General features: G+C 31.3%; 26 protein-coding genes, 1 tRNA gene and 2 riboswitches. Of the genes, 21 read left to right on the plus strand and 6 right to left on the minus strand.

From position 1 onward, the window contains the following. The first annotated feature begins 30 nt into the window (after positions 1–30). Entirely contained in the window at positions 31–2205 is a 2175-nt protein-coding gene (locus RSD37_RS13380) for a Tex family protein (protein ID WP_346947246.1), read from the plus strand. Positions 2206–2241: 36 nt separating this feature from the next. Further along, a riboswitch (FMN riboswitch) is annotated at positions 2242–2354 on the plus strand. Positions 2355–2527: 173 nt separating this feature from the next. Next, positions 2528–3157 carry an ECF transporter S component gene (locus RSD37_RS13385; protein WP_346947247.1) on the plus strand — a complete coding sequence of 210 codons (630 nt, stop codon included), beginning with the start codon at positions 2528–2530 and terminating at the stop codon, positions 3155–3157. A 103-nt stretch (positions 3158–3260) separates the two neighbouring features. Here RSD37_RS13385 and rimI read toward each other — a convergent pair whose 3' ends face one another. The 4 genes from rimI to RSD37_RS13405 form a co-directional block, all read right to left on the minus strand. Continuing rightward, entirely contained in the window at positions 3261–3707 is a 447-nt protein-coding gene (gene rimI / locus RSD37_RS13390) for a ribosomal protein S18-alanine N-acetyltransferase (RefSeq protein ID WP_346947248.1), read from the minus strand. Then, positions 3700–4407 (minus strand): tRNA (adenosine(37)-N6)-threonylcarbamoyltransferase complex dimerization subunit type 1 TsaB, encoded by a 708-nt coding sequence (gene tsaB, locus RSD37_RS13395; protein ID WP_346947249.1) that lies wholly within the window; start codon positions 4405–4407, stop codon positions 3700–3702. The genes rimI and tsaB overlap by 8 nt, the downstream gene beginning before the upstream one ends. Then, on the minus strand, positions 4404–4862 hold the full coding sequence (gene tsaE / locus RSD37_RS13400) for a tRNA (adenosine(37)-N6)-threonylcarbamoyltransferase complex ATPase subunit type 1 TsaE (protein WP_346947250.1): 459 nt from the start codon (positions 4860–4862) through the stop codon (positions 4404–4406). Before tsaE ends, tsaB begins: the two co-directional genes overlap by 4 nt. 85 nt (positions 4863–4947) lie before the next feature. Beyond that, positions 4948–6216 (minus strand): HD domain-containing phosphohydrolase, encoded by a 1269-nt coding sequence (locus RSD37_RS13405; RefSeq protein WP_346947251.1) that lies wholly within the window; start codon positions 6214–6216, stop codon positions 4948–4950. 313 nt (positions 6217–6529) lie between these two features. Between RSD37_RS13405 and RSD37_RS13410 the strand changes: the two genes are divergently transcribed. The 5 genes from RSD37_RS13410 (at position 6530) to RSD37_RS13430 (ending at position 10495) form a co-directional block, all read left to right on the plus strand. After that, positions 6530–7150 carry a CBS domain-containing protein gene (locus RSD37_RS13410; RefSeq protein ID WP_346947252.1) on the plus strand — a complete coding sequence of 207 codons (621 nt, stop codon included), beginning with the start codon at positions 6530–6532 and terminating at the stop codon, positions 7148–7150. A gap of 342 nt (positions 7151–7492) precedes the next feature. Next, on the plus strand, positions 7493–8053 hold the full coding sequence (locus RSD37_RS13415; protein WP_346947271.1) for a DUF3867 domain-containing protein: 561 nt from the start codon (positions 7493–7495) through the stop codon (positions 8051–8053). 84 nt (positions 8054–8137) lie between these two features. Then, a tRNA-Trp gene (locus RSD37_RS13420) sits at positions 8138–8213 on the plus strand. A gap of 213 nt (positions 8214–8426) precedes the next feature. Beyond that, positions 8427–8963, plus strand: coding sequence for a hypothetical protein (locus RSD37_RS13425; RefSeq protein ID WP_346947253.1), 537 nt, complete (start codon positions 8427–8429; stop codon positions 8961–8963). Positions 8964–9337: 374 nt separating this feature from the next. Further along, positions 9338–10495 (plus strand): glycosyltransferase, encoded by a 1158-nt coding sequence (locus RSD37_RS13430; protein ID WP_346947254.1) that lies wholly within the window; start codon positions 9338–9340, stop codon positions 10493–10495. A 23-nt stretch (positions 10496–10518) separates the two neighbouring features. Here RSD37_RS13430 and RSD37_RS13435 read toward each other — a convergent pair whose 3' ends face one another. Next, complete coding sequence (locus RSD37_RS13435; RefSeq protein ID WP_346947255.1) at positions 10519–10773, minus strand: GIY-YIG nuclease family protein; 255 nt, start codon at positions 10771–10773, stop codon at positions 10519–10521. Positions 10774–10962: 189 nt separating this feature from the next. Continuing rightward, positions 10963–11135: riboswitch (cobalamin riboswitch) on the plus strand. A 144-nt stretch (positions 11136–11279) separates the two neighbouring features. Between RSD37_RS13435 and RSD37_RS13440 the strand changes: the two genes are divergently transcribed. The 14 genes from RSD37_RS13440 to RSD37_RS13505 all read left to right on the plus strand — a co-directional run bounded on the left by RSD37_RS13440 (position 11280) and on the right by RSD37_RS13505 (position 22903). Continuing rightward, on the plus strand, positions 11280–12110 hold the full coding sequence (locus RSD37_RS13440; RefSeq protein WP_346947256.1) for a sirohydrochlorin cobaltochelatase: 831 nt from the start codon (positions 11280–11282) through the stop codon (positions 12108–12110). A gap of 11 nt (positions 12111–12121) precedes the next feature. After that, complete coding sequence (locus RSD37_RS13445; protein ID WP_346947257.1) at positions 12122–13441, plus strand: cobyrinate a,c-diamide synthase; 1320 nt, start codon at positions 12122–12124, stop codon at positions 13439–13441. A 54-nt stretch (positions 13442–13495) separates the two neighbouring features. After that, on the plus strand, positions 13496–14125 hold the full coding sequence (locus RSD37_RS13450; RefSeq protein ID WP_346947258.1) for a precorrin-8X methylmutase: 630 nt from the start codon (positions 13496–13498) through the stop codon (positions 14123–14125). A gap of 15 nt (positions 14126–14140) precedes the next feature. Then, positions 14141–15220 (plus strand): cobalt-precorrin-5B (C(1))-methyltransferase CbiD, encoded by a 1080-nt coding sequence (gene cbiD, locus RSD37_RS13455; protein ID WP_346947259.1) that lies wholly within the window; start codon positions 14141–14143, stop codon positions 15218–15220. A gap of 10 nt (positions 15221–15230) precedes the next feature. Continuing rightward, positions 15231–15836, plus strand: a complete 606-nt coding sequence (gene cbiE / locus RSD37_RS13460) for a precorrin-6y C5,15-methyltransferase (decarboxylating) subunit CbiE (RefSeq protein WP_346947260.1) — start codon at positions 15231–15233, stop codon at positions 15834–15836. Continuing rightward, positions 15837–16400, plus strand: coding sequence for a precorrin-6Y C5,15-methyltransferase (decarboxylating) subunit CbiT (gene cbiT, locus RSD37_RS13465; RefSeq protein ID WP_346947261.1), 564 nt, complete (start codon positions 15837–15839; stop codon positions 16398–16400). Between the two features lie 98 nt (positions 16401–16498). Further along, the gene (locus RSD37_RS13470; protein ID WP_346947262.1) at positions 16499–17164 is read left to right on the plus strand and encodes a cobalt-factor II C(20)-methyltransferase; all 666 of its coding nucleotides are present in this window, start codon (positions 16499–16501) and stop codon (positions 17162–17164) included. A 165-nt stretch (positions 17165–17329) separates the two neighbouring features. After that, a complete protein-coding gene (gene cobM / locus RSD37_RS13475) occupies positions 17330–18082 on the plus strand; it encodes a precorrin-4 C(11)-methyltransferase (protein WP_346947263.1) in 753 nt (250 codons plus the stop codon). 129 nt (positions 18083–18211) lie between these two features. After that, positions 18212–19204 carry a cobalt-precorrin 5A hydrolase gene (gene cbiG, locus RSD37_RS13480; RefSeq protein ID WP_346947264.1) on the plus strand — a complete coding sequence of 331 codons (993 nt, stop codon included), beginning with the start codon at positions 18212–18214 and terminating at the stop codon, positions 19202–19204. Between the two features lie 29 nt (positions 19205–19233). Then, the gene (cobJ, locus tag RSD37_RS13485) at positions 19234–19959 is read left to right on the plus strand and encodes a precorrin-3B C(17)-methyltransferase (RefSeq protein WP_346947265.1); all 726 of its coding nucleotides are present in this window, start codon (positions 19234–19236) and stop codon (positions 19957–19959) included. A gap of 122 nt (positions 19960–20081) precedes the next feature. Further along, positions 20082–20858 carry a cobalt-precorrin-6A reductase gene (locus RSD37_RS13490; protein ID WP_346947266.1) on the plus strand — a complete coding sequence of 259 codons (777 nt, stop codon included), beginning with the start codon at positions 20082–20084 and terminating at the stop codon, positions 20856–20858. A 293-nt stretch (positions 20859–21151) separates the two neighbouring features. Then, positions 21152–21892: an energy-coupling factor ABC transporter permease gene (locus RSD37_RS13495; protein WP_346947267.1), complete on the plus strand. Its 741-nt coding sequence runs from the start codon at positions 21152–21154 to the stop codon at positions 21890–21892. 1 nt (position 21893) lies between these two features. Beyond that, positions 21894–22202: an energy-coupling factor ABC transporter substrate-binding protein gene (locus RSD37_RS13500; RefSeq protein ID WP_346947268.1), complete on the plus strand. Its 309-nt coding sequence runs from the start codon at positions 21894–21896 to the stop codon at positions 22200–22202. Beyond that, positions 22196–22903 (plus strand): energy-coupling factor transporter transmembrane component T, encoded by a 708-nt coding sequence (locus RSD37_RS13505; RefSeq protein WP_346947269.1) that lies wholly within the window; start codon positions 22196–22198, stop codon positions 22901–22903. The genes RSD37_RS13500 and RSD37_RS13505 overlap by 7 nt, the downstream gene beginning before the upstream one ends. A 193-nt stretch (positions 22904–23096) precedes the next feature. On the opposite strand, the gene RSD37_RS13510 is transcribed toward RSD37_RS13505, so the two are convergent. Further along, positions 23097–25677, minus strand: a 2581-nt coding sequence (locus RSD37_RS13510; RefSeq protein ID WP_346947270.1) for a cation-translocating P-type ATPase, incomplete at its 5' end; no start/stop codon positions are given.

A 25677-nucleotide genomic window follows, 5' to 3' on the forward strand; every position in this document is an offset into this window, starting at 1 on the left:
TGATAGTTACCAAGCTAGGAGGAAGAAATAATGACAATTATAAATGAAAAACTACTTAAAGAATTCCCTATAAATAAGTCCCAAGTAGAGGATGTTATAGAATTATTAGATGAGGGGAATACAGTCCCTTTTATAGCTAGATATAGAAAAGAAAAAACCGGAGGACTTGATGATATAATCTTAAGAAATTTTGCAGAAAGACTTACATACTTAAGAAATCTTCAAAGCAGAAAAGTTGATGTTATTAGGATAATAGATGAGCAAGGTAATCTTACAGAGGAAATAAAAGGTTCATTAGATAGAGCAGAGACTTTAACAGAGGTTGAGGATATATATAGACCGTTTAAGCCTAAAAAGAGAACTAGAGCTATAATTGCTACTGAAAAGGGGTTAGTACCACTGAGTGAATATATTTTAGCTGGAGGAGGAGATAAGTCATTAGAGGACTATGCTCTTGAATTTATAAATGAAGAAAAAGGTGTTAATACTGTAGATGAATCTATTCAAGGAGCTATGGATATTATAAGTGAAAAAATAAGCGATAATGCTAAATTTAGAAAGTGGATAAGAGATTATGTAACTAATAATGGGTTTGTAGAAACTAAAGGAAGTAGTGAAGAGAGAACTCAGTACGAAATGTATTACGAGTATAAAGAGATGATTAAATTTATACCGCCACATAGAATACTTGCTATAAATAGAGGCGAAGATGAGAAAATTTTATCTGTAAAACTTAATTGTGATATAGAGAGAATAAAAGGATATATCAATAGAGCTATGATAACAAATAATGATAAATGCAATGTGTATATTGAGAAAAGCACAGAGGATTCATTAAAGAGATTAATATATCCATCTATTGAAAGGGAGATACGTAATATATTAACTGAAAAAGGTGAAGATGGAGCAATTAATATATTTAAAGAAAATCTTAAGGCTTTACTTATGTCGCCACCTATAAAGGGTAAAGTTGTAATGGGTTATGACCCAGGCTTTAGAACAGGATGTAAGGTTGCAGTTCTTGATGATACAGGGAAGTTCTTAGAGTATGTAACAGTTCACGCTACAGCAGCTAGTGAAGTTAAGGTTAAAGAAGCTAAAGAGATACTTAAAAAAATGATGATTAAGCATAATGTAGATGTAATATCTCTTGGAAATGGTACTGCTTGTAGAGAATCAGAAGAGGTGTTAAGTGAGATTATAGGCACTATCAAGAAGGAAACTGGAAAGGATATATTCTATGTTATAGTATCAGAAGCTGGAGCTTCAGTTTACTCAGCATCAGAGCTTGCTACAAAGGAATACCCAGACCTAGATGTAACAGTTAGAGGAGCTATATCTATAGGAAGAAGACTTCAAGACCCCCTTGCAGAACTTGTAAAGATAGATCCGAAATCTATAGGAGTAGGGCAGTATCAACATGATGTTACTGTGAAGAAGTTAGATGAATCCTTAAAGAATATTGTTGAAGATTGTGTTAATAATGTAGGTGTAGATTTAAATACTGCAACTCCATCTTTACTATCGTATATTTCAGGAATTAATTCCACTATTGCACAAAACATAGTGGCTTATAGGGATGAAAGTGGTAGATTTAAATCTAGAAAAGAACTTTTAAAGGTGAAGAGACTTGGAGCTAAAGCTTATGAGCAATGTGCTGGATTCTTAAGAGTTGATGACAGTAAAGAGCTTTTAGATGGAACTTCTGTTCACCCAGAAAGCTACGATGCTTGTAAAAAACTCATGGAAATATTAGAGTATACTAAAGAAGATTTAAAGAAGAATAACATACAAGATATAGATGAAAAGGTAAAGAACTTTGGCATTAAGAGCTTATCAGAGACACTGGGGTTAGGAGAGCCTACACTACTGGATATAATTAAAGAACTTAAAAAGCCAGGAAGAGATCCAAGAGAGGAGCTTCCAAAGCCGATATTTAAGACTGGAGTTATGGAATTATCTCAACTTAAAAAAGGTATGAAACTGCTAGGAACAGTTAGAAACGTGTCAGACTTTGGAGCATTTGTAGATATTGGAGTACATCAAGATGGGCTTGTTCATAAGAGTCAACTAAGTGATAGATTTGTAAAGCATCCATTAGATGTAGTTAAGTTAGGGGATGTAGTAGAAGTTACAGTAATTGATATCGATGAAAAGAGAAAGCGAATATCATTATCCATGAAAAAAGATATTGTAATGGAATGATTTTAGTGATAAAATTATAACATAATAAAATTTAATAATGCACTTCAGGGCGGGGCGAGATTCCCCACCGGCGGTATAGCCCGCGAGCCGAAAGGCTGATTCGGTTAAATTCCGAAGCCGACAGTATAGTCTGGATGGAAGAAGGTAGTATAGTTATATAATTATGCGTGATTTTGCCCTGGTTTATTAACCAGGGCTTTTTTATTTAAGTGATAATTTAAATGTTAAACAATATGCAAAATGCATAAGATCGATTCACTTATATAATTATGTTTCTATGCGTAACCCTTTGAAGGATGCAGAAAATTTAGGGGGTAATAAAATGAATACATCAAAAAATGTAAACAAGCTAGTTAAAATTTCTTTGTTAGTAGCTATGGCATTTGTACTAATGCTATTTGAATTCCCAATACCAGGACTTCCACCATTCTTAAAACTAGATTTTAGTGATTTACCAGCACTTATAGGTGGATTTGCCTTAGGTCCGATAGCGGGGGTAATGGTAGAAGGTGGAAAAGTTGTTTTGAATTTGGTATTCAGTGGAAGCATTACGGGTGGCGTTGGAGAATTTGCTAACTTCCTAGTTGGAGGGACCTTTGTGTATGTGGCATCATTCATATATCATAGAAATAAAACTAAAAAAAGTGCTGTTATAGGATTAATTTTAGGAACTATAACAATGACTGTAGTAGGCGCTGTATTTAATTACTATATATTATTACCACTGTATGGAACAATAATGGGTGGTATGAGCAATCTTATAGGAGCATCGGCAGAAGGAAATGCAAGCATAAACAGTCTTGCAGGTATAATAGTTTTGGGAATAACACCATTTAATATATTGAAGGGTGTTCTAGTATCCGTAGTAACATTTGTATCTTATAAAAGAATTTCACCGTTAATAAATAAAGAGAATAGCTTAATGGAACAATCAATGCAAAAGGGAGCCTAGATAAAGGCTTGCAAAGCATTTTAAAACTCTATATAATATAAAATTATTTCTAATATAAAAAGGCTATGAAATGCAGGTAAAACCTGGTTTCATAGCCTTTTTATTAAATGTTATAATTCCACATTATATGTCCATCTTCTCTTGGATGTTCATAAAAGTTTTTTCTAATACCTTCTAAAGAAAAATTATATTTCTTATAAAGATTTATTGCAGGTAAGTTAGATGCTCTTACTTCTAGTGTCATTGAGCAAACACTTAGTTCTTTACAAGATTTCATTAGATTCTCAACTGCAATATCACCAAATCCATTGCCTCTATAGTCAGGATGCACTGCTATATTTGTTATATGAGCTTCATCAAATATAACCCAAGCACCTCCGAAAGCTACAACCTTACTACCTAGTTTTACAACAATGTAAACTGCATTTTTATTAATAAGTTCCTTTTCTATAGAAAGCAAAGACCAAGGACTTGCGAAGCTTAAATCACAAATCTCTTTAACTCCTAATATGTTTACAGAACTCATTTTTTCAACAGTTAAATCAGTCATTTTGCTTTACCTTTTCTTCATATTCTCTTTCTGCCTGACATAATCTAAGATAAACTGGTGCAGCACTAAGAACGTTATCACTTTCATCATTCTTTAGTTTCATATATGCAAGAGAAGCTATAGAAGATGCTTTTGCTAAATTAAGATGACTAGGAGTTATAGAAGCATTAGAAAGTGAAGATGATAATGTATCTCTAAATTTATAAGTTCCATCTCCTATAAAGGTAATTTTTTCATTAAAGACCTTACATTTATTTATTACTTCTTCTACAGATAAAAGTTGTGGCTCATCTAAAGTGATTAGCTTATCATTTTCAAATCTATAAAAATTAGTATATACGTTACCTCTTAAAGCATCAATTATAGGGCAAATTATACCATCGATATTAAACAAGTTATTTGCAAGTCCATCTAGAGAACTTATTGATATAAAAGGTTTTTCGGTGGCTTGAACAAGACCTTTAATTGTGGACATTCCAATTCTAAGTCCTGTAAAAGAACCTGGACCATTAGAAATAGCAAATCCATCTATATCAGCTACGGATAATCCGCAATTTTTAAGTAAGCTATCTATCATTGGCATCATTATAACGGAATGTTGCTTTTTATAGTTGAAAATAATTTCTCCTAAAAGCTTATTATCATCAATAATAGCTGCAGTTGCACATTCTGTTGCAGAATCTAAGGCCAAAATCTTCATAGTGTTAACTCCTTTATATAATCATATTTAGTGTTTGTGTGGGTAAGGGTAATTTTTCTATAAGTATCTCCAAGAGTAGGGATTTTATCTATATTAATAGTTAAGCTTTCTTCAGGAATTAAATCTTCAATATAATTTGCCCATTCAATTACACTGACACCATCTCCGAATATATATTCATCAAAGCCTATAGCCGCAATTTCATCAGGATCATTTACTCTATAAACATCAAAGTGATATAGTTTTAATCTACCATCATATTCATTAACGATTGTAAAGGTAGGACTTGTGATACATTCCAAAATACCTAACCCCTTGGCAATACCCTTAGTAAGATGGGTTTTACCAGTACCAAGATCTCCAATTAAACATATGATATCATTCTTTTTACACATTTTTCCTAGTTGTACACCTAGGGAATCTAATTCATCAATATTACTAACTACAAATTCCATATGATTCACCTCATTAATATTTTAGCTCAAAAGAAAAAAAATGAAAAGTAAATAGTAAAATTACTTTTCATCATATTATTTAAATTTAAAAAATATGTAATTTAACATTTGATTCTACTTGAGACACTAAAGTATCTTTAAGCTGGTTTACAGCATAACTACAAATTAAATTACGACTAACCATGTCATCAAGGATGTCAAAAGCTTGATACATATACAGACCATTTCGATAAGGTCTATCGGCGGTTAATGACTGATATATATCACATACACCAATAATTCTACATTCTTCACTAAGTTGTTCATCACTAAGTCTTCTAGGATAACCAAGTCCATTTAGCTTTTCATGATGGCTTGAAGCCCAGAAGCTTATATCTGATATATTGTCTATTTTATCAAGTATTAATTTAGTATAGTAGGTATGTGATTTAATAATAGAAAATTCATCTTCTGTCAGAGGTCCATCTTTATCTAAAATACTAATTGGTATAGCCAATTTTCCAATATCATGAAGTAGACCTGCAATTTTCATTTTTAAACATTTTTCTTCGTCGTACCCAATGTGCTTTGAAACATCATAAGCAAGTGTAGCAATTTCTTTAGAATGAGTAGCAGTAAAGGAACTTTTATTATCTATAATGTTTGCAAATACGTCAGCTATGGCTTCAAATTCACCAAGGGAAATTAACGTGTCCTTTTTAGGTGTTATATCATCTAAAATAAAATCCATGGTAGGGATGTTTAAAAGGTTTAACCAAAAGGCTTCAGGATTAGATATTTTCAAAAATACATCTACAATATCAGGAGAAAATAAAATTCCACTTTGAGATATCACCCAATTAATAATAGGGGGCTTTTGAATGTATGGCGGAACATCAAAATCAATCTGAATTTCAACTAAATCTGCAAGCCTAAGTATTTGGGCCTCTATTGGTATTAAGGAACTTTGAAGATTTAAACAACCACTGCCGTCAAAGTTTTCATGATGGTATCGTATTATATCGTATACTTGTATTAAAGAAGGTATGGTTTGAATCATTTCAGATCCTTCAATACAATGTTTTTTTATGTGCCAGTTTGAGTTATGTGATTTATCAAATATATTTTGAGTACCAATATCATGAATCATACAAGCAATATATAAATTATAATATGAATTTTCATCTAGATTTAAGGCGCGAGCTATTTCAAGTGCTATATAGCAAGTACACTTAGAGTGATTTGAAAATTCATGGTTAGAAACACTTGTTTTCAATGGTATATCTAAAATATTTTCAAATTTATTCCAATTATTGTCAGTTAGATCTAAAGATAAGGAAAGGGCTGAAACTATATTTTTCATACTGATATTCATCTTATCCCCCAAGTTTAATTTTTAATGTTACTATAATGTTTAGAAAAATTTTATACTATCTAGAAAGATTTTAGCATATATTGGATTGAAATAGTATGAATATTAACTAAAAATTAAAATGTTAATTAATTAATATCTAAATAATTAATTAACAATTTTTTTAGAGTAATTACGAATGTGATAATTGCAATTAAATATTGAGAAAACACAGAAAATTTGGATAAAATATACTAACAATATGTAAAAACTACTAACGATAGCGAGGTAAAATAATGTATAATATAAGGTAATCAAAATAAAAGGAGGATAAATTATGTTTGTAAGCAACTTAATGTTGGCAAAAGAAAAGTTAACAACAGTGACTCCAAAGGTGACCATAGGGGAAGCTCTAGAAATTATGGAAAAAAATAAATTTTTATCCATACCAGTAGTGGAAGATAGCAAGTTCTGTGGTGTAATCTCTAAGGAGCAAATATACACATATTATTATGAAAAGTCCATTGAGAGACAGTGTTTATTATCTGACTTTTTAGTGGAAAATGTTATGAGAACAGATGTACCATCTGTATCACCATTTGAGGAAATAGAGGAAGCGGCACATTTCTTAGAAACTAAAAGTGTTTCATTTATACCTGTTATAGATAAAAATGGAAATATGCAGGGTATTGTAACTCATCATGGTATATTCCATCAATTCACAGAACTGTTTGGATTAAACAAAGGCAAACGTTTATCAGTAATTGCTTATGATATACCGGGACAAATATCTAAGCTTTCAAGAATTATTTCTGAGAATAAAGGACAAATAATAAGTTTTGTTGTTGTTGATCCTAAGAGTTTAACAGAAGTAAAAGAAATTATAATAAGATTAAATACAGAGAACTTAGAAGAAATAGTTTATAAGGTAAAAGAAGCTGGATTTAAAATTCAATAAACAGTATTCTAATATATGATTTTATTGAAAAGCATCCGAGTATTTTAGGTTAAGGCTTATATACTCGGTTTTTACATTATTAAGTTATTAATAAAGCATTAAAATATATTGAACTCATGAATAAGTAGTAGTAATCTGAATAGGTTTGTAATATACTACTTTATAAATAGATTTCTTAGGTTTAGATAGATGTAATCCAATGAAAATTATATATTATGGAAAAGATTCTCCAGTGATGTAATATCTATGGGTACATTTAAAAAAATTAGTAATATAAAGCATAGTAATGGGATAAAATAAAAATATTGTAAGATAAATCGTGTATTCAAGGAGCTGATTAAAATTAGTGATGTAATAGATTTTAATGAATTAAAAAACAAAGCAACGGATAAAGATGTAGATAAATTTGAGGATTATATTTATTCTATGTATTATTCTATGGCACAAGGTAAGTTATCCATGGCAGAAATGAGTAGAGAAATATTTAAGTATATGCAGGATAATAATATATCCCAAGAGAAGTTTATGAATATACAAAAGAAGGTTATGGATAGATACGGAGTTTCAACTGAAGATCTAGAAAATCAAATGAAATCCATGGGAGTAGAAATGCCATTTAATTCTTTAGGTAAGGATTATGAAGAAACAAGAAAGGTTATGGGATTTCAAGAAAAATATAAGAGTAAGATTAGTATAAAAAGTGTCAATATATATCATGTTAAAAATAATAAGAATGATGTAGAAATAATCCTACAAGATGAAAATGTAATATTAAAAAGTTATATAAAAATAGATTTAACTGATAATGAATTAAATGAATTTTTGTGCTCATATAAAAAAGTAGTTAATAATAATATGTTAAATGTTTCTATATGTGAAAATTCTTCAACATATTTATATTAAGGAAAAGTTATAGTTGTAAGAAAAAAATATAAGAAAAATCTCTTGCATTTATATTTATTATATAATATAATAAATGAGTAATGAAGGGGTGTAGCTCAATTGGTAGAGTAGCGGTCTCCAAAACCGTTGGTTCCGGGTTCGAGTCCCTGCACCCCTGCCAAAAAACCTAGTAAACGTAATGTTTGCTAGGTTTTTTTATGTGCTAATATGAATATTTTCAATATAGAGAAAATGTGCTGATTAACTAACTAATATTGGGGTTAATAAATATTCAAGTATACCATTAAAGTTATAATTAATGAACTATAAAGGTTGTTAGTTGGTAAAGAATATAAGATTTGAAACGAATATTATATTTGAGGTGAGTTATATTATGGATAATGCAACTTTTATATTAATTATAATAGTTCCTTTAATATCATCAGCAATAGGGAGCTGTATATCTGTGTTAATAATGAATAAATTACTTAAAGCTGAAAGATTAAAGTTTAAGAAAGAGCATGCTATAAATATTAATAATGACAAGATAAAGAATTATAAGGAGTTATTTGATTTAAATAAAAAGGTTAAAATTTTAGGCGATAAAATAAAAAATAATACAATACCTAATTGGATAAATGTAGAAAGCTATTATAGAGATGAATTTATGATGGGATTTGAAGAATTATTAAACAGTTATAAGTTTGTAAATAGTTATATAGATGATAAAAAAATAAATAATTATGCAGAAACTGTACTTAAGATATCTGAAGCAATATTAAGTGAATTGAGAGAACGTGAAAATTATGGGAATACTTCTGAAAAGATAGATTCATACGTTGATAAGTTGATAGATATAATTAATAATGTAGAAAATAGTATTTTAACTAGAGTATCAGAGCTGACAAAAGAAAAGTATAAAGACAACTAGTAAATTTTTAATTTACTAGTTTTTTTATGTGCAAAATGTTAATTAAAGAAACGGTATTGAAATTAGAGGTATTTTAGTAAAATGATATTTCTGTATTAAGTTAAGTTTTTTCTGATTGTATGTAAGTTATAATAGATAAATTATACAAAATTTAAATACTGTATTTAGATTTTATGTGTAAACTTAATTGTAACATCTATTACATATATGATATGTTATATTATTGTGAAAAAAGTGTACATTATATTTAACAAATTGTAACAAATTGAACAAACTTTAATTAGTTGGACTAAACAATTAAAGTTGTGGTAAAATAGAATAGTTGAATTTACTGGATAACACTATGTGAAGTAAAGATAGAGAGGGTCGAGAATATGAAAATTCTTATTTTATCTGCATCTACCGGTGGAGGTCATATTAAGGCTTCAAGAGCCTTGGAATCATATGTTTTAGAAAATGAAGAAGATGCTAAAGTTAAAGTAGTAGACACCTTAGAATATATTAATCCATTGGTTAATATAGTGGTTACTAAAGGATATATAATATTAGCTAAGTATTTTAATTTTATTTATAAAAGAATATATAGAATTACAGATAGGACTAGCCTATTGACGTTATTGGTTACAAGATTGATTCTACACTTCTCTAATAAGCTTTTACCTTTGATTGAAGATTTCAATCCAGATGTAATAATAACTACTCATCCATTCCCCACAGAGATGATTTCAATATTAAAGGGAAATGATAAGGTGAAAGTACCCCTAGTATGTATAATGACAGATTATACAGCTCATAAGACTTGGATAAAGCCTAATGTTGATGAATATTGTGTCGCTAGTGAAGCTATGAGATTAGAGATGATAGATAGAGGGGTAAGAGGTGAATGTATACATTCTTACGGAATTCCAGTTTCTAGTAGTTTTTTTCAAAAGGATTATGATGACAAGTTTAAACTTGCAGAAGAACTAGAACTAGATAAAGATAAAATGACCATATTAATTATGGCAGGTAGCTTTGGAGTTCAGAATATAGAAGATATATATGTAGATATAGCTAAAATTCCAATGGATTTTCAAATTATAATTCTTACCGGAAATAATGAAAGGTTATATAAGAGAATCAAAAAACATATAAAAGTAAGTGAAAAGAAAACAAGAGCTATTAAGTTCACAAAGGAAGTTCATAGATATATGAATTTAGCAGATATCTTAATTACTAAGCCTGGTGGATTAACGGTATCAGAAGCTTTAGCAACAAATCTACCTATGGTGATTTTTGATGCTATACCAGGACAAGAGGAAGCTAATGCAAAATTTTTATTAGAGCATAATATGGCTATATCTATAGGACATGGATTGAATAGTAAGGCTACCGTGGAGAAATTGTTAAAAGATGAAAAGAAGCTAAAAGAAATTAGAGATAAATGTACTGAGTTTGATAAGTCATCTTCTAATAAAGAATTACTGGAACTTATAAGAAAAGTTGTTAAAGAAAATAACTCGAGTATTAGTAATGATTCGGAAATCGCATAGATGAGATTAATATTATGATATATTTATGTTTCTATATAGTTATTCTTTATTAAAAGAAGCTTTTTCTCTCTAGAAAGTCTTTTTATTTCATATTCTCTTTTTAGGGCTGAGGACTTGTCTTCTAGAATCTCAGAATAAACTATTTCTACAGGAAGTCTACATCTTGTATATTTTGAACCTTTTCCACTGTTGTGACAACGAAGCCTTCTTTCAAGATTAGTTGTCCATCCGGTATAAAGGGTATTATCACTGCACTTTAAAATATATATATAACACATAAAATTACCTCTAAGTAATAAAAAATTGTAATAATAATTATAGTTAAAGTATATTATTATAATATATAGATTGCAATAAACAGGCAATATTTTTATAAATGCAAGGTAATTATGTTGAATTAAATTTGAGTATAATGTATAATGAGAATGACTTATGCAAAGCATGGGTTGAAAATATTTAATTATAATTTAATAAATGAAGTTTTGGGTACATTATGTTTAATAGGGAAAGTGGTTAAAGTCCACTACAGCCCCCGCTACTGTATACGAAGACGAATCTCATAAACCACTGGAGTTTTTCTGGGAAGGTGAGATAAGGATGATCGTGAGTCAGGAGACCTGCCTAAAACAAATAAGTGACACTTCGGAGGGAAGAGAATTAACATATTAATTTGTATTTAAAGTACAAGTTGTAATTATGTATATTTAAATTGAGTTTTAACCTCTACCTTTTGGTGGAGGTTTTATTTTGCACTATTTTAATATTGTATACGGAGGAACTAAGAATGAAGAAAGCCATATTAGTAGTAAGTTTTGGAACTACATATAAAGAAACATTGAAATTAACTATAGAAAAAATAGAGAATGAGATAAAACAAACATTTAAGGAATATGATGTGAAGAGAGCCTTTACAGCACATATGATAATAAAGAAAATTAAGGATAGAGATGGTATAACAATTCCAACCCCAGAAGAAGCTTTAGAAGAGTTATATAAACAAGGATATGAAGAGGTTATAGTTCAACCGCTTCACATTATTCCAGGAGAGGAATTTCAGTATGTTAGACTTGTTGCAGATAAATTTAAAGCAAGTAATAAATTTAAATCTATAAGAGTAGGAAGACCTGCCCTTCACTTCCAAGGTGGAGAAGAAACACCAAACGATTATGAGATTTTTGTAGATGCTATAAAAGAAATTATACCAGAAGATAAAACTATGGTATTCATGGGACATGGAAGTAATCATCCTGCAAACTCAGCCTTTGTAGCACTTCAAAGTGTGTTTAGATACATGGATCATAATAATGTATATCTAGGAACTGTAGAAGGATATCCAACTATAGAGATGATAATAGATATGCTTAAGAAAGATAAAGTTAGTGAAATTAAGTTAGCACCACTTATGTTAGTAGCGGGAGACCATGCAACAAATGATATGGCTTCGGATGAGGAAGATTCATGGAAAACTATTCTTGAACAAGCTGGTATAGATATAGAGATTTATCTACATGGTTTAGGTGAAATTAAAGCATTTAGAGATATTTATGTAAATCATGTGCAGGATGTAATAGATAATAAGTATTTACACTTAGGAGATACAAAGAAAGCACAATAAAGGAGTTAATTATGAAAAGTATAATGATTTCTTCAAATAGTAGTGGCGGTGGAAAAACAACTGTAACCTTAGCAATTATGAAGACTCTTATAAATAGAGGGTTTAAGGTTCAGGGATACAAGGTTGGTCCAGATTATATAGACTCTGCTTTTCATAGAGAAATAACTGGAGTAGCTTCAAGAAATCTAGATCTGTTTTTAATGGGTGAAGATGGAGTTAAAGAAAGTTATTTGAGAGGTGAAGGAGAGTTTGGAGTTATTGAAGGTGTTATGGGGCTTTATGATGGAAAAGGTGTAGATACTAAGTTTTCTACTGCTCATGTGGCTAATACCTTGAAGCTTCCAGTGGTACTTGTACTATCTCCAAAAGCGCAATCAGCTACACTTTGTGCAGAAATAGAGGGAATAAGGAATTATGAGAATGTTAATATTGTAGGTGTTATATTAAATAATATTAGCAACAGCTATTATAATCTTCTAAAAAGAATAATTGAAATAAATTGTCATGGAATTAAGGTGTTTGGGTATATACCTAAAGATGAGAGAATAACTTTGAAAAGTAGACATTTAGGACTTGTACAAAGCAGTGAAGTTGAAGATCTATCAAAGAAGATAGAGTTATGTAGTAGCCTTGTTGAAGAACATATAGATGTAGATGGACTTATTAAAGAGTTTAAACACGCTGAAGTTTGTGATTCATATGAGAGTGGTAAGTTCCATGTTGAAAATAAGGGCATTAAGATTGCAGTAGCTTATGATAAGGCCTTTAGTTTTTATTATAAAGAGAACATAGAACTCTTAAGTGAGCTAGGGAAGATTGAATATTTTAGTCCTTTGGAAGATAGGATTTTACCAAAGGATGTAGATTTTATATACATAGGTGGAGGATACCCAGAAGTATTCAAAGAGGAGTTATCGAAGAATAAATCTATGCTACAAAGTATAAAGGAAGCACTAAACAACGGAGTTAAGTGTTACGCTGAATGTGGAGGGCTTATGTACCTTACAAAAAGTATTGATGGTAGTGAAGCAGTAGGCTTCTTTGAAGGAATTTCTTATATGACAGGAAAACTTAATAACTTTGGATATGCAACTATAAAGGTAGCTGAGGAAAACTCAATGATTCCAAAGGGAACTAAGATAAATTGTCATGAATTTCATAAGTCACTAGTGGATTTAAAGGATGAAAAGATCTATGAATTACAAAAAGAAATGTACGATGGTAATATTAAAACATGGAATTGTGGGTATTTGAAAAATAATACCTTAGGTGCTTATGGGCATGTACATTTCTTTTCTAATATAGAGTTTCTGAAAAACTTAGTTAAGTAATTGATTTAGAAGCTAAGAATTATGTTTGTTTAAATTATTGACCTATAGGAGGAAATGATGGATTATATAAAAGTACCAATGGATATAGAAAAAAGAAGTTTTGAGATTATAGGAGAAGAAATGGGATTCCATAACTTTGATGATAGAGAGCTTTCAATAATAAAGAGAGTTATTCATACCACAGCAGATTTTGAGTATAAGGACCTAGTTTATATGAGTGAAGGTGCTATTGAATCAGCACTAGAAATTCTAAAAAAAGGTACAATAATTTATACAGATACTAACATGGCACTTTCAGGAATTAATAAAAGTGCGCTAAAGAAATTAAACTGTAAGGTTGTATGCTATGTAGCAGAGCCTGAAGTAGCTGAAATTGCAAGGGAACGAGGAATAACTCGTTCTATGGCAGCGGTAGAAAAAGCTGTAGCAGATGGAGTTGAGTTCTTTGTATTTGGAAATGCTCCGACAGCTTTATTCAAACTTAAAGAGATGATTGAATCAGGAGAATCAAGCTGTAAATTTGTTATTGGGGCACCTATAGGATTTGTAGGCGCAGCAGAATCAAAGGAAGAAATCGAAAACATGAAGAATATGCCTATGATGACTGTAAGAGGAAGAAAAGGTGGAAGTGCAGTAGCAGCTGCCATAGTTAATGCTCTTATGTACATGTTGATAGAAAGATAAAAAGAAGGTATTAAGATGCTGGACTTATATGTTAATAGCAATGGTAAAAAACTAAGGTGCGGATACACCACTGGCTCTTCTGCTGCAGCTGCAGCAAAGGCCGCAACTGACATGCTTTTTACTGGTAAAGAGATCAAAGAAGTTGAAATAAATACACCTAAAGGCATAGTACTTAATTTAGTTATAGATGAAATAATTATAAAAGATGACTATGTAGAATGTTCAGTAATAAAGGATGGGGGCGACGATATAGATGCAACCCATGGATTATCCATCTGGGCTAGAGCTGAAAAGGGTGAAGAAAGATACAGTTTAAAAGGCGGTAAGGGTGTAGGTATAGTAAATGGTGAGGGACTCTACATTGAAAAGGGTGAAGCAGCAATAAACCCTGTACCTAGACTTATGATAGAGCAAGAGGTTTGTAGTGTGCTTCCAGAGGAAGAAGGAGTAACTATTACAATATTTGTGCCTAGAGGAGAGGAAGTTGCGAAAAAGACTTTTAATCCAAGGCTTAATATAATTAATGGGATATCAATCTTAGGAACTACAGGAATTGTATATCCAATGTCAGAGGAAGCTATTAAAGAATCTATTAAAATTGAAATAACTCAAAAGTCACTAAAACATAAGATTTTAGTATTAGCCTTTGGTAACATGGGTGAAAAGGTAGCTGAATCATTAGGGTATGAAATAGATCAAGTAGCCATAATATCAAACTTTGTAGGCTTTGCAATAGAATGTTGTGTGGGGTGTGGAGTTAAAGAAATTATCATCATAGGTCATATAGGAAAGATTTGTAAAGTGTCTGCTGGATGTTTCCATACTCATAGCAGAGTATGTGATGTTAGGTTAGAGGTAATTGCCTTAGAATTAGCATTAGCTGGAGCACCGCATGATGTAATTAGAAGGATATATGATGAAAAGACAACAGAAGGAGCTATTAAGGCTTTAAATGGAGAATATGGACAGATATATGACACCATTGTAGATAAGGTAAAGAAGAGAATGGAACTTTACAGCTACGGGGAGCTAAAATGTGATGTAGTTATGTATTGGGGGGCGACAAACCCTAAGGTATTAGCTACAACGAGCTAGAGGTGAAGGTATGATATATATAGTGGGACTTGGGCCTGGAAGCGTGGATTATATACTTCCAAAGGCCATTAAAACATTAGAAAATAGTGATGTAATAATAGGTTTTTCTAGAGCTTTAGAGAGTATAGATTTTGTAGCTACGGATAAAATTGCAGTTAAGGGTTTAGCAGAAATTTTAAAAGTTGTAGAAGCGAATAAAGAAAAGAATATATCTATAATTGCTTCTGGAGATCCTTGTTTTTATGGAGTTACTGATTACATAAAGAGAAGTCTTAATGAATACGACATAGAAATAATACCTGGGATTAGTTCATTTCAGTATTTAATGAGCAAAATCGGAAAGAGCTGGCATGGAAAGTTTTTAGGTAGCGTCCATGGGCGAGAGCAAGATTTTTTAAACATAGTTAAAGAAAATAGTACTTCTATATTTTTAACTGATGGAAAGAACTCACCAAAGGCTTTAGCAGAAGAACTATATAATGAAAATATAAAGTGCACGATATGGATAGGAGAAAATTTATCCTATGATGATGAGAAGGTAACAACAGGGACACCAAAGGAAATAATGACAAAAGATTTTTCTTCTTTAAGTGTTTTTGTGGTGGAGGAAATTTAAATGAAATATATAAAAGATGAAGATTTTATAAGAGGAAATTGTCCTATGACTAAGGAGGAAATCAGAATTCTAAGTATGGTAAGACTTAACTTAGAAGAAGACTCTAAACTTCTAGACATAGGTACAGGAACCGGTTCTATTGCAGTACAAGGAAGCAAGATTTGCACTAAGGGAAAAGTCATAGCTATAGAAAAGGATGAAGATGCTTTAGAAGTGGCTCATCAAAACAAAGAGAAGTTTAAGTGTGACAATCTTAAAATTATTGCTGGAGAAGCTATTGAAGTATTAGATACCATTGAAGGTAAGTTTAACAGCATCTTCATTGGAGGAAGCGGTGGAAATTTAGAGGATATAATTAAAAAATGTAGCAATATCCTTGAAGTGGGTGGAACTATGGTTCTAAACTTTATAACTATAGATAATGTTTATAAAGCAATGAGCACTTTAAAGGCTTTAGGTATGAAGATAGCTTGCACTCAAGTTGGAGTAAGTAAGACTAGAGGTCAAAGCTATATGCTATTTGGATACAATCCTATTTTTATTGTAGAAGCTGAGAAGAAGTAATTAAAGTGAAATTTAATTAGCATATTGAAATATAGTGTTTTCTATAAGTAGAAAAGTTGAAGTAATAAATTATAGTTAAAGTTGAAGGAGTGAATTAAATGGCAAAGTTATACGGGGTTGGAGTAGGTCCTGGAGATAAAGAATTATTAACTTTAAAAGCAGTTAAAACTATAGAAATGTGTGATGTAATAGTTGCACCAAGTGCAATGAAGGGTGGAACAAGTATAGCTCTTGGAATTGCAGAAGATTTCATAACAGCAGATAAAGAGGTTATGATAAAGCAGTTTCCCATGGGTGGAGAAGAGCAAGAAGAGAAGATATTTGAAGCATTTAAAGCTATCGAAGAAAAACTTAAAGAAGGAAAGAATATTGCATTTTTAACATTAGGAGACCCTTTTGTTTATAGCACGTATATTTATTTACTTAAGTACATAGAAGAACATGGTTTTGAAGTTGAAACTGTGCCAGGAATAACTTCTTTCTGTGCTAGTGCAAGTCTTGCACAAAAGCCACTTGTTATTGGTGATGAACCATTGCTTATTATGCCAGCTAGCAGAGTTGCTGATATAAAAGATGAGAAATATGTGGTAATAATGAAGGTTTATAAAAGAGAAGAAGAAGTGTTAGATGTTCTTGATGGAAAAGGCTTTAACTATGTATACATAAAAAGAGCTGGAAGAGAAGGACAAGAAATTTTAAATAGAAGAGAAGACATATTAGATAACAAAGAGTACATGTCACTTATAATTGCAAATAAAGAGTAGTTATAGAGCATATTATATAGATTTAATACTATAAAGATGATATTCAATTTATATATTAAGGGTACATAAGAATAGTAGTAAAAAATTTCAGATAGATAATATAGCTAAGAAGATGGTCAAATTGATTATTTAAGCCTTAGTGTAGAGATGAAGGAGGAAATAAACATGGTTTATTTTATAGGAGCAGGTCCAGGAGATGCAGAATTAATTACGGTAAAAGGTAGAAATACTTTAGAGAAAGCCGATGTTGTTATATATGCAGGTTCATTAGTAAGTAAGGAACATATGACTTATTGCAAGCCAAATTGTGAGATATATAACTCAGCATCTATGACTTTAGAAGAGGTTATAGAGGTTATGAATAAGGCTGAGAAAGAAAATAAGATGGTAGTAAGACTTCACACAGGAGATCCAGCTATCTATGGCGCTATAAAAGAGCAAATGGATGAATTAGATAAGTTAAACATAGAATACAAGGTAATTCCAGGGGTAAGTTCATTTACAGCAGCGGCTTCAGTTATAAAGAAAGAGTTCACTCTTCCATCAGTAACTCAAACTGTAATATTAACAAGAGTAGAGGGCAGAACTCCAGTACCAGAAACAGAAGATTTAGAGAGACTTGCATCAATTGGTGCATCTATGGCTATATTCCTTTCAATTAGCATGATTGAGAAAGTTGTAGCGAAATTAAGAAAAGGTTATGGAAGAAATGTAAACATAGCTGTTGTTGAAAGAGCTACATGGGAAGATGAAAGAGCTATAATTGGAACACTTGATGATATTGCTGAAAAGGTAAAAGAAGCAGGAATTACAAAATGTGCTCAAATATTAGTTGGAGATTTCATTAACTGTGATTATGATAAGAGTCTTTTATATGATAAAACCTTCACTCACATGTTTAGAGAAGGTCAAAACTAGTTATAATTGGTTTATCTGTTTTAACAATTGTTGATTATTATATCATATTGATAATATTGATGTAAATTTCAACAGTCACTTAAAATATATCCATAATTTAAAGGAACTTTTTAAGAAAGTAGGATAATTATGAAATTAGCAGCAGTGTCTGTAACAAGACAAGGAGACAACATTGCAAAAAAGCTAAAGGAAACTTTGGACCTAGAGATTTACTCTAGCTATAACAATAAAGAGTTTAAGTTAAAGACAATAAGTGAAAAACTTATGGATACTGTGGATGGAATAATTTTTATTTCATCTACAGGAATAGCTGTAAGAGGAATAGCCCCTTTTCTTAAAGGAAAAGATAAGGATCCTGCAGTTGTGGTGGTGGACTGTGAGAGTAAATTTGTTATAAGTTTAGCAGGTGGACATCTGGGCGGTGCAAATGAACTTGCACTAAAGGTGGCTAAGATTTTGAGCGCAACCCCAGTGATAACTACTGCCACAGATAGTATGGGGATCGATGCTCCAGATATGATTGCAAAGGATAATAACCTTATCATAGATGATATGAAAATAGCTAAGGATGTAGCTGCAAAGCTAGTAGATGAGGCTAAGGTTGCATTCTTAGATGAAGATAATAAAATAAAAATGCCAAGAGGATACGTAGTGCCTTCAGAAGATATTAAAGGTATTGTTACTGTATCAAATAAGATAGAAGCTGAAAACATTCCACATGTTCAAGGGCTTAGTCATCTAAGACTAATAAGAAAAAATATCATATTAGGCATGGGATGTAGAAAAGATGTGGATAACACCAAAGTTAAAAATTTTGTTGTGGATACTTTAAAGAAATATAACTTGGATTTAAGGGCTGTAAAAGCTATCTCTACCGTTGAACTGAAAAGGGATGAGAAAGCATTAATTGCACTAAGTGAGTTTTTTAATTGCCCTATGGAAATACACTCTTTAGAAGATATAAAAACTGTAGAACACAATTATAAAGGTAGTGACTTTGTAGAAAAATCTATAGGGGTTAGAGCTGTATGTGAACCTTGTGTAGAACTTAGCGGAGGAACGTTACTAACGGAGAAGATAAGTTTTGAGGGAATAACCCTTTGTATTGGAAAGATAAACTAGCATTAAGCTAATCAATGGAGGAAAAGATTATGGGAAAATTATATGTAGTAGGAATAGGTCCAGGAGGACTTGATCATATGACAATCAAGGCTGTAAAAGCTATAGAAGAAAGTGATATTGTAGTAGGATATACAAAATATATAGAAATGATAAAGCCACTTTTGGATGGTAAAAAAGTTTATTCTACAGGGATGATGGGTGAAGAAGCAAGATGTGCAGAAGCTTTAAAACTTACAAGTGAAGGAACAGTAGCAGTTGTAAGTACTGGAGATGCTGGCATCTATGGTATGGCAGGATTAATCCTTGAAATGAAAAAGGGTGAGGAAGTTGAAGTTATACCAGGAGTTACGGCATCATCTTCAGCTGGATCAGTAGTTGGAGCACCGCTAATGCACGATAACTGTAACATCAGTTTAAGTGATTTAATGACTCCTTATGAAGACATTAAGAGAAGAGTTGAACTTGCAGCTGAGGGAGATTTCATAATATCCCTTTATAATCCAAAGAGTAAAGGAAGACCACATTACTTAAGAGAAGCGTTAGACATAATTAAGAAGTATAGAAAAGACGATACGCCAGTAGCTACAGTTAAACATGCACTAAGAGATGGTCAAGAAGCTAAGGTTTGGACTTTAGGAGAATTTGATGACTCAGTAGTTGATATGATGACTATAGTAATCATAGGAAATACAAAGAGTTATATTAAAGATGGATTATTTATAACTCCAAGAGGATATAAAGTAGGACAAAAATAGGAAGTTAAAAATAGGCTAGCTTTGGGATTTTTATAATATGGATTAGGTTAGAGAGCGAAATTTCAAAGTTAGCTATATAGGTTTTAATAATTTACATTGGATATAGTGGGAGGAGAATTACAATGATAGGCTTAATAGTAGGTACATCAGAGGGAAAGGTAATTCTTTCCCATCTAAATAAACATACAGATAATATCGTAGTATCAACGGCTACTACCTATGGAGGAGAACTTTTAAATAACTATAAATATAAGGTGCTTAATGATAAGCCCTTAGTATATGAAGAGTTAAAAACATTATTTAAAAATAATGGAGTAAATATACTTGTAGATGCATCACATCCATATGCAGTGGAAATAAGTGCTACAGCTATGAAGATAGCTAAGGAACTTGATATAGAGTACCTAAGGTATGAAAGAAAGAGTACTTTAGATAACTTCCCAAAGAATGATTTAATTGTAGAAGTACCAAGTTATGAAGATTTAGCAGAAGTTCTAAAGAATGTGGATGGATGTGTTTTAAACACAACTGGAAGTAGAAATATAGATAAAATATTAGATTTAAATCTTGAGAATAGAGTGATTCACAGAGTATTACCATCTTTAAAGGTAATGAAAGAAGTATTTGATCTTGGAGTTAAGGTAGAAGACCTTATCTTCATTAAAGGACCAATAGGTTATGAACTAAATAAAGCCTTTATCAATGAATATGACGGCAAGGCATTAATTACAAAGGATAGTGGACCTCAAGGAGGAACCTATGAAAAAATAAAAGCTGCTATAGATCTTGGAATTAAGGTTATAGTGGTAGAAAGAAAAATTATGGATTACGGGAAAGTCTTCAATTTTGAAGATGAGTTGTGCGACTATATCTGTAATAATAAACAATATTTAAGTTAATATTTCTGGTATGATGGCCATCAATACTCGGGTAAAGGTGGGAGTAGGAGCTGTCTAACTATAAAGATATGTTAAAGCAAATATGGGAAGGTTATATATTTAAGTGCACATTAAGTATATAAAGCTCTTATAAAGTTTATTAAATTACAGTTAGTATATAAATAGATTTCTTGGATTTAGCAGAAGAATTACTTTAGCTAAAATCTAGAAATCAAAGTATTTAAATATGAGTCTTGCTAGCGACAAAATATTTAAATTAAGTAGCTTTAGATTTAAATATGAGGGGGAGAATTATGAAAAATTCATTTGTAACTAAAAATTCATTTATATTTCTTTGGGCATTAGCTCTATTTTTAACAATTCCACAAGCAGCCTATGGTATGCATATAGCAGAAGGGTTTTTACCAATAGGGTGGGCTGCATTTTATTTTGTGGCATGTATTCCATTTGTAGTTCTTGGGCTTAGGGACATTAAGAAAAAAACATTAAATAAGAAGGACTTAAAAATGCTTTTAGCATTAATTGGAGCCTTTGCTTTTGTATTATCTGCAATGAAGTTACCTTCAGTTACAGGGAGCTCATCACATCCAACAGGAACAGGTCTTGGAGCTATGATTTTTGGACCATTTGCTATGTCTGTGGTTTCAATAGTAGTACTTTTATTCCAAGCACTTTTTCTTGCTCACGGAGGATTAACAACTCTAGGAGCTAATGTATTATCAATGGGTATTGCAGGACCACTAGCAGCCTTTGGAGTTTATAAATTACTTAAAAATAAAAATAAGAAATTAGCAATATTTCTTGGAGCAATGATAGGAGATTTAGCAACTTATTTAGTTACATCAATTCAATTAGGACTAGCATTTCCGGCTACTACAGGTGGATTCTTAGCTGCCTTTGGGAAGTTCGTATCAATATTTGCTATAACTCAAATTCCATTAGCTATAGTAGAGGGAATAATAACTGTTATGATATTTGAATTCATAGAAAAATATGCCTCTGAAGAATTATTAGAAGTTGGAGGTGTAAAATAATATGAAAAAGAATATAGGTTTAATTTTATTATGTGTTGCCATAGTTATAGGTTCTTTATTTATTGGAAGAAATGGTGAATTTAACGGCGCAGATGGAGAAATCGAAGTTAAAATTCAAGAATTGAAAGGGGATTATGAACCTTGGGCAGCACCTTTATGGGAACCGCCATCAGGTGAAATTGAAAGTTTCCTTTTCTGTTTGCAAGCAGCAATAGGAGCTGGATTCATAGGATACTACATTGGAATTAAAAAAGGTTCCAAGAAAGCTTATGTAAAAGTCAAAGCAAATAGTCAAGCAAAAGAATGTTAAAAACAGTATTAGCTTATTCAAAGTTAAGTAAGTTATCAAATATTCATCCTATAGAGAAAATACTTTTATGTATATTACCAATAATAGCACTTAGTTTTAGTACTAAGTGCTATGCACTGGTTATAAATATAATATTTTTTCTTGCACTTCATATTATTTATAAAAATCCATTACATGTGGTTAGACATTTTGTAGAAGCAACATTTATATTTGCATTAGTATCATCCATAACCTTTGTATTTGACTATGGATGGTATAATACATTAATACTTATATTAAAAGCAGTATCAGGTGGAATGACAGTAAGCTTTTTAACACTTACAACTCCAACAGATCATATTTTTTATTTAGGATCTAAGAAGCCTTGGTTAAGAGATATTTGCGATATAGGTAAGTCCATGGAGAGATTTCTAGTACTTATATACGATGAATTTCAGATGCTACGTAAAGCAATGATTTGTAGGGGTGCATTTGGCGGATTTAAGGATAAAGTAAAAGATTCTGGGACCCTTGCTTCATTACTTTTTATAAATACCTTAAATAGATGGAAAGAAATTAAGGACGGAATTGATAGCAGAGGCTATAAGGGTAATATCTATTATAGATATGAAGAGTTTGACTTGTCATATAAAAGAATAGTATTAATAGTAGGATATGTTATGTGTCTTATTATTTTGGTAAGTATACCTAAGTATTTTTAGAAACTAAGGTATACTTTTTTTATGCAATTAAATTGGTAATATTTGAAATAAGTGTTGAATAAGGCATCATATTAAAATAGAGACTATAATATGAAAAATATAGATTAGTAGAAAATTTATAAAAAGAAACTCCACTTCACATTCGTTCAGTGGAGTAAGTTCCAAGAACTAAATCATAGATTTAGAGTCTCACTTAAGCTGCTTTTTTTATTTCTACGTCAATATCATAAGATTGGGTAGTGCTTTTCTTATTATCTAATATATCTATAATTACCTTAACAAGTTGAATAATTACTGTCGGTAAGAATGCTAGAAGATATATAAATTCTACTTGAGACCCTGTTAAAGGAGCTACCTCAAATAGATTTTGTAGGAATGGTACAAATAATACTGAGTTTAAAAATAGTAATCCTATACCAAATGCCATCCAGCTATATTTGTTAGTAAATAATCCAAGAGTAAATATAGATTTTTTACCTCTACAGTTAAATCCATGGAATAGTCTAGCAAGACATAATGTAGAAAAAGCCATAGTTGAACCTACAGCAGGGTTAACTTTTAATCCCATATAGAAGGCTATTATTGTAAAGATACCAATAACTAATCCTTCAAGACCAACTTCCAATATGAAGTCTTTTGAAAGGATTGAAGAACTATTATCTCTAGGCTTGTCTTTTAATAAGTCACGACGAGATTGTTCCATACCTATTGCTATAGCAGGTAAGCTATCTGTAAGTAAGTTTATAAATAGTAGATGTACAGCAGCAAAAGGCATTGGAAGAGCCATTAACGATGAATATAATACTGCTATTATACCTGAAGCATTACCAGATAGAAGGAATTTAATAGAGTTCTTTATATTGCTATAAATATTTCTTCCATTAGCTACAGATTTAACTATGGTAGCGAAGTTATCATCTGTAAGGATTACTGATGCGGCATCCTTTGAAACTTCAGTACCAGTAATACCCATGGCTATTCCAATATCTGCTTGTTTAAGAGCAGGAGCATCATTAACTCCATCACCAGTCATGGCAACTATTTGTCCTTTTTCTTGCCAAGCCTGAACTATTCTTATTTTATGTTCTGGTGATACCCTAGCATAAACTGATATACGTTCTATGTTCTTTTTAAGTTCTTTATCAGACATCTTATCTAGTTCTAAACCTTCGATAGCTTTATCACCAGCTCTTAATATTCCTATTTGCTTTGCAATGGCAGAAGCAGTTATTTTATGGTCACCAGTAATCATTATTGGTTTTATACCTGCTGTAATACAATCAGCAACAGCGGAAGCAGATTCTTCTCTTGGTGGGTCTATCATTGAAATTAAACCGATGAAGGTATAGTTATTTTCATCTTCAATAGAAAGTTCTTTGATGCTGTCAAATTCTCTATAAGCAAAAGCTAAAACTCTCAATCCATTTTTAGATAAATTTTTATTTGTATCAATTATATTTTCTTTATCTTCAAGCGAGATTTCTCTTACACCTTTAGCAGTCTTAATGTATTTAACTCTATCTAAAAGCACATCAAATGCTCCCTTAGTAAACATTAAGTATTTACCATCAAAACTGTGAAGAGTACTCATAAGTTTTCTATCTGAATCAAAAGGTAATTCTCCTAATCTTTGAAAATTATTTCTAACTGATAGTTCGTCCAAAGAAAATTTATGTCCTAAATTAACAAGTGCAACTTCAGTTGGATCACCAATTTCTTTTCCATCTGAAGATGTAGAATCATTACAAAGTATAGAACTATTAAGTAGATAATTTTCAACGGGATTATTTAAGTTTAAAGATTCACCGTCAATTAATTTGTTATCTACATAAACCTTTTTTGTTGTCATTTTGTTTTGTGTTAAAGTACCTGTTTTATCTGAACATATAATAGATACACATCCTAAGCCTTCAACTGCTTTAAGCTTTTTAATAATAGCATTTTCTTTAGCCATCTTTTGTGTTCCAAGGGCAAGAACTATTGTAACGATAGAGCTTAGAGCCTCTGGAATAGCAGCTACAGCTAAAGCAACGGCAAACATTAAGGAATCAAGCATTGGAGTTCCTCTATATAAGCTAAGTCCAAATACTAGGACACAAATACCTAAGATAGATATGGCAAGTTTTTTACTAAAATCATCTAAATTAGCTTGAAGTGGAGTTTTCTTTTCTTGAGTCTGCTCCATTAAGTTAGCTATTTTACCAATTTCAGTACCCATACCAGTGCCAGTTACAACTACTAAGGCCCTACCATAGGTTACAAGTGAACCAGAGAATACCATATTTTTTTGATCACCTAGAGCAAGCTCCGTTTTTTCTATAACATCACTAGTCTTATTAACACTTTCAGATTCACCGGTTAGTGAACTCTCATTTATTTGTAGAGAGAAGTTTTCAATAATTCTTCCATCAGCAGCAACTAAATCTCCTGCTTCTAGAACTAATATATCACCAGGCACAACTTCATTAGAAGCTATCTCAACTTTTATTCCACCTCTAAATAGCTTAGCTGATGGTGAGGAGAGGGCTTTTAAACTATCCAAAGATTGTTCAGCCTTAAAGTGTTGAACAGTTCCCAGTACTGCATTAAGAATAATAACTGCAAATATAACTAAGGTACTTTCTACATTACCCGTTATCATAGATATAACAGCAGCAGCAATTAGGATACATACTAGTAAATCTTTAAATTGACTTAAGAATACCTCCATAATACCTTGCTTTTTCTTTTCAGAAAGTTGGTTATAACCATACTTACTTAAGTTTTCTTTTGTT

Origin of the sequence: Clostridium sp. (genome assembly GCF_036646415.1) — a bacterium.
In the GTDB taxonomy this organism is placed as follows: domain Bacteria; phylum Bacillota; class Clostridia; order Clostridiales; family Clostridiaceae; genus Clostridium_J.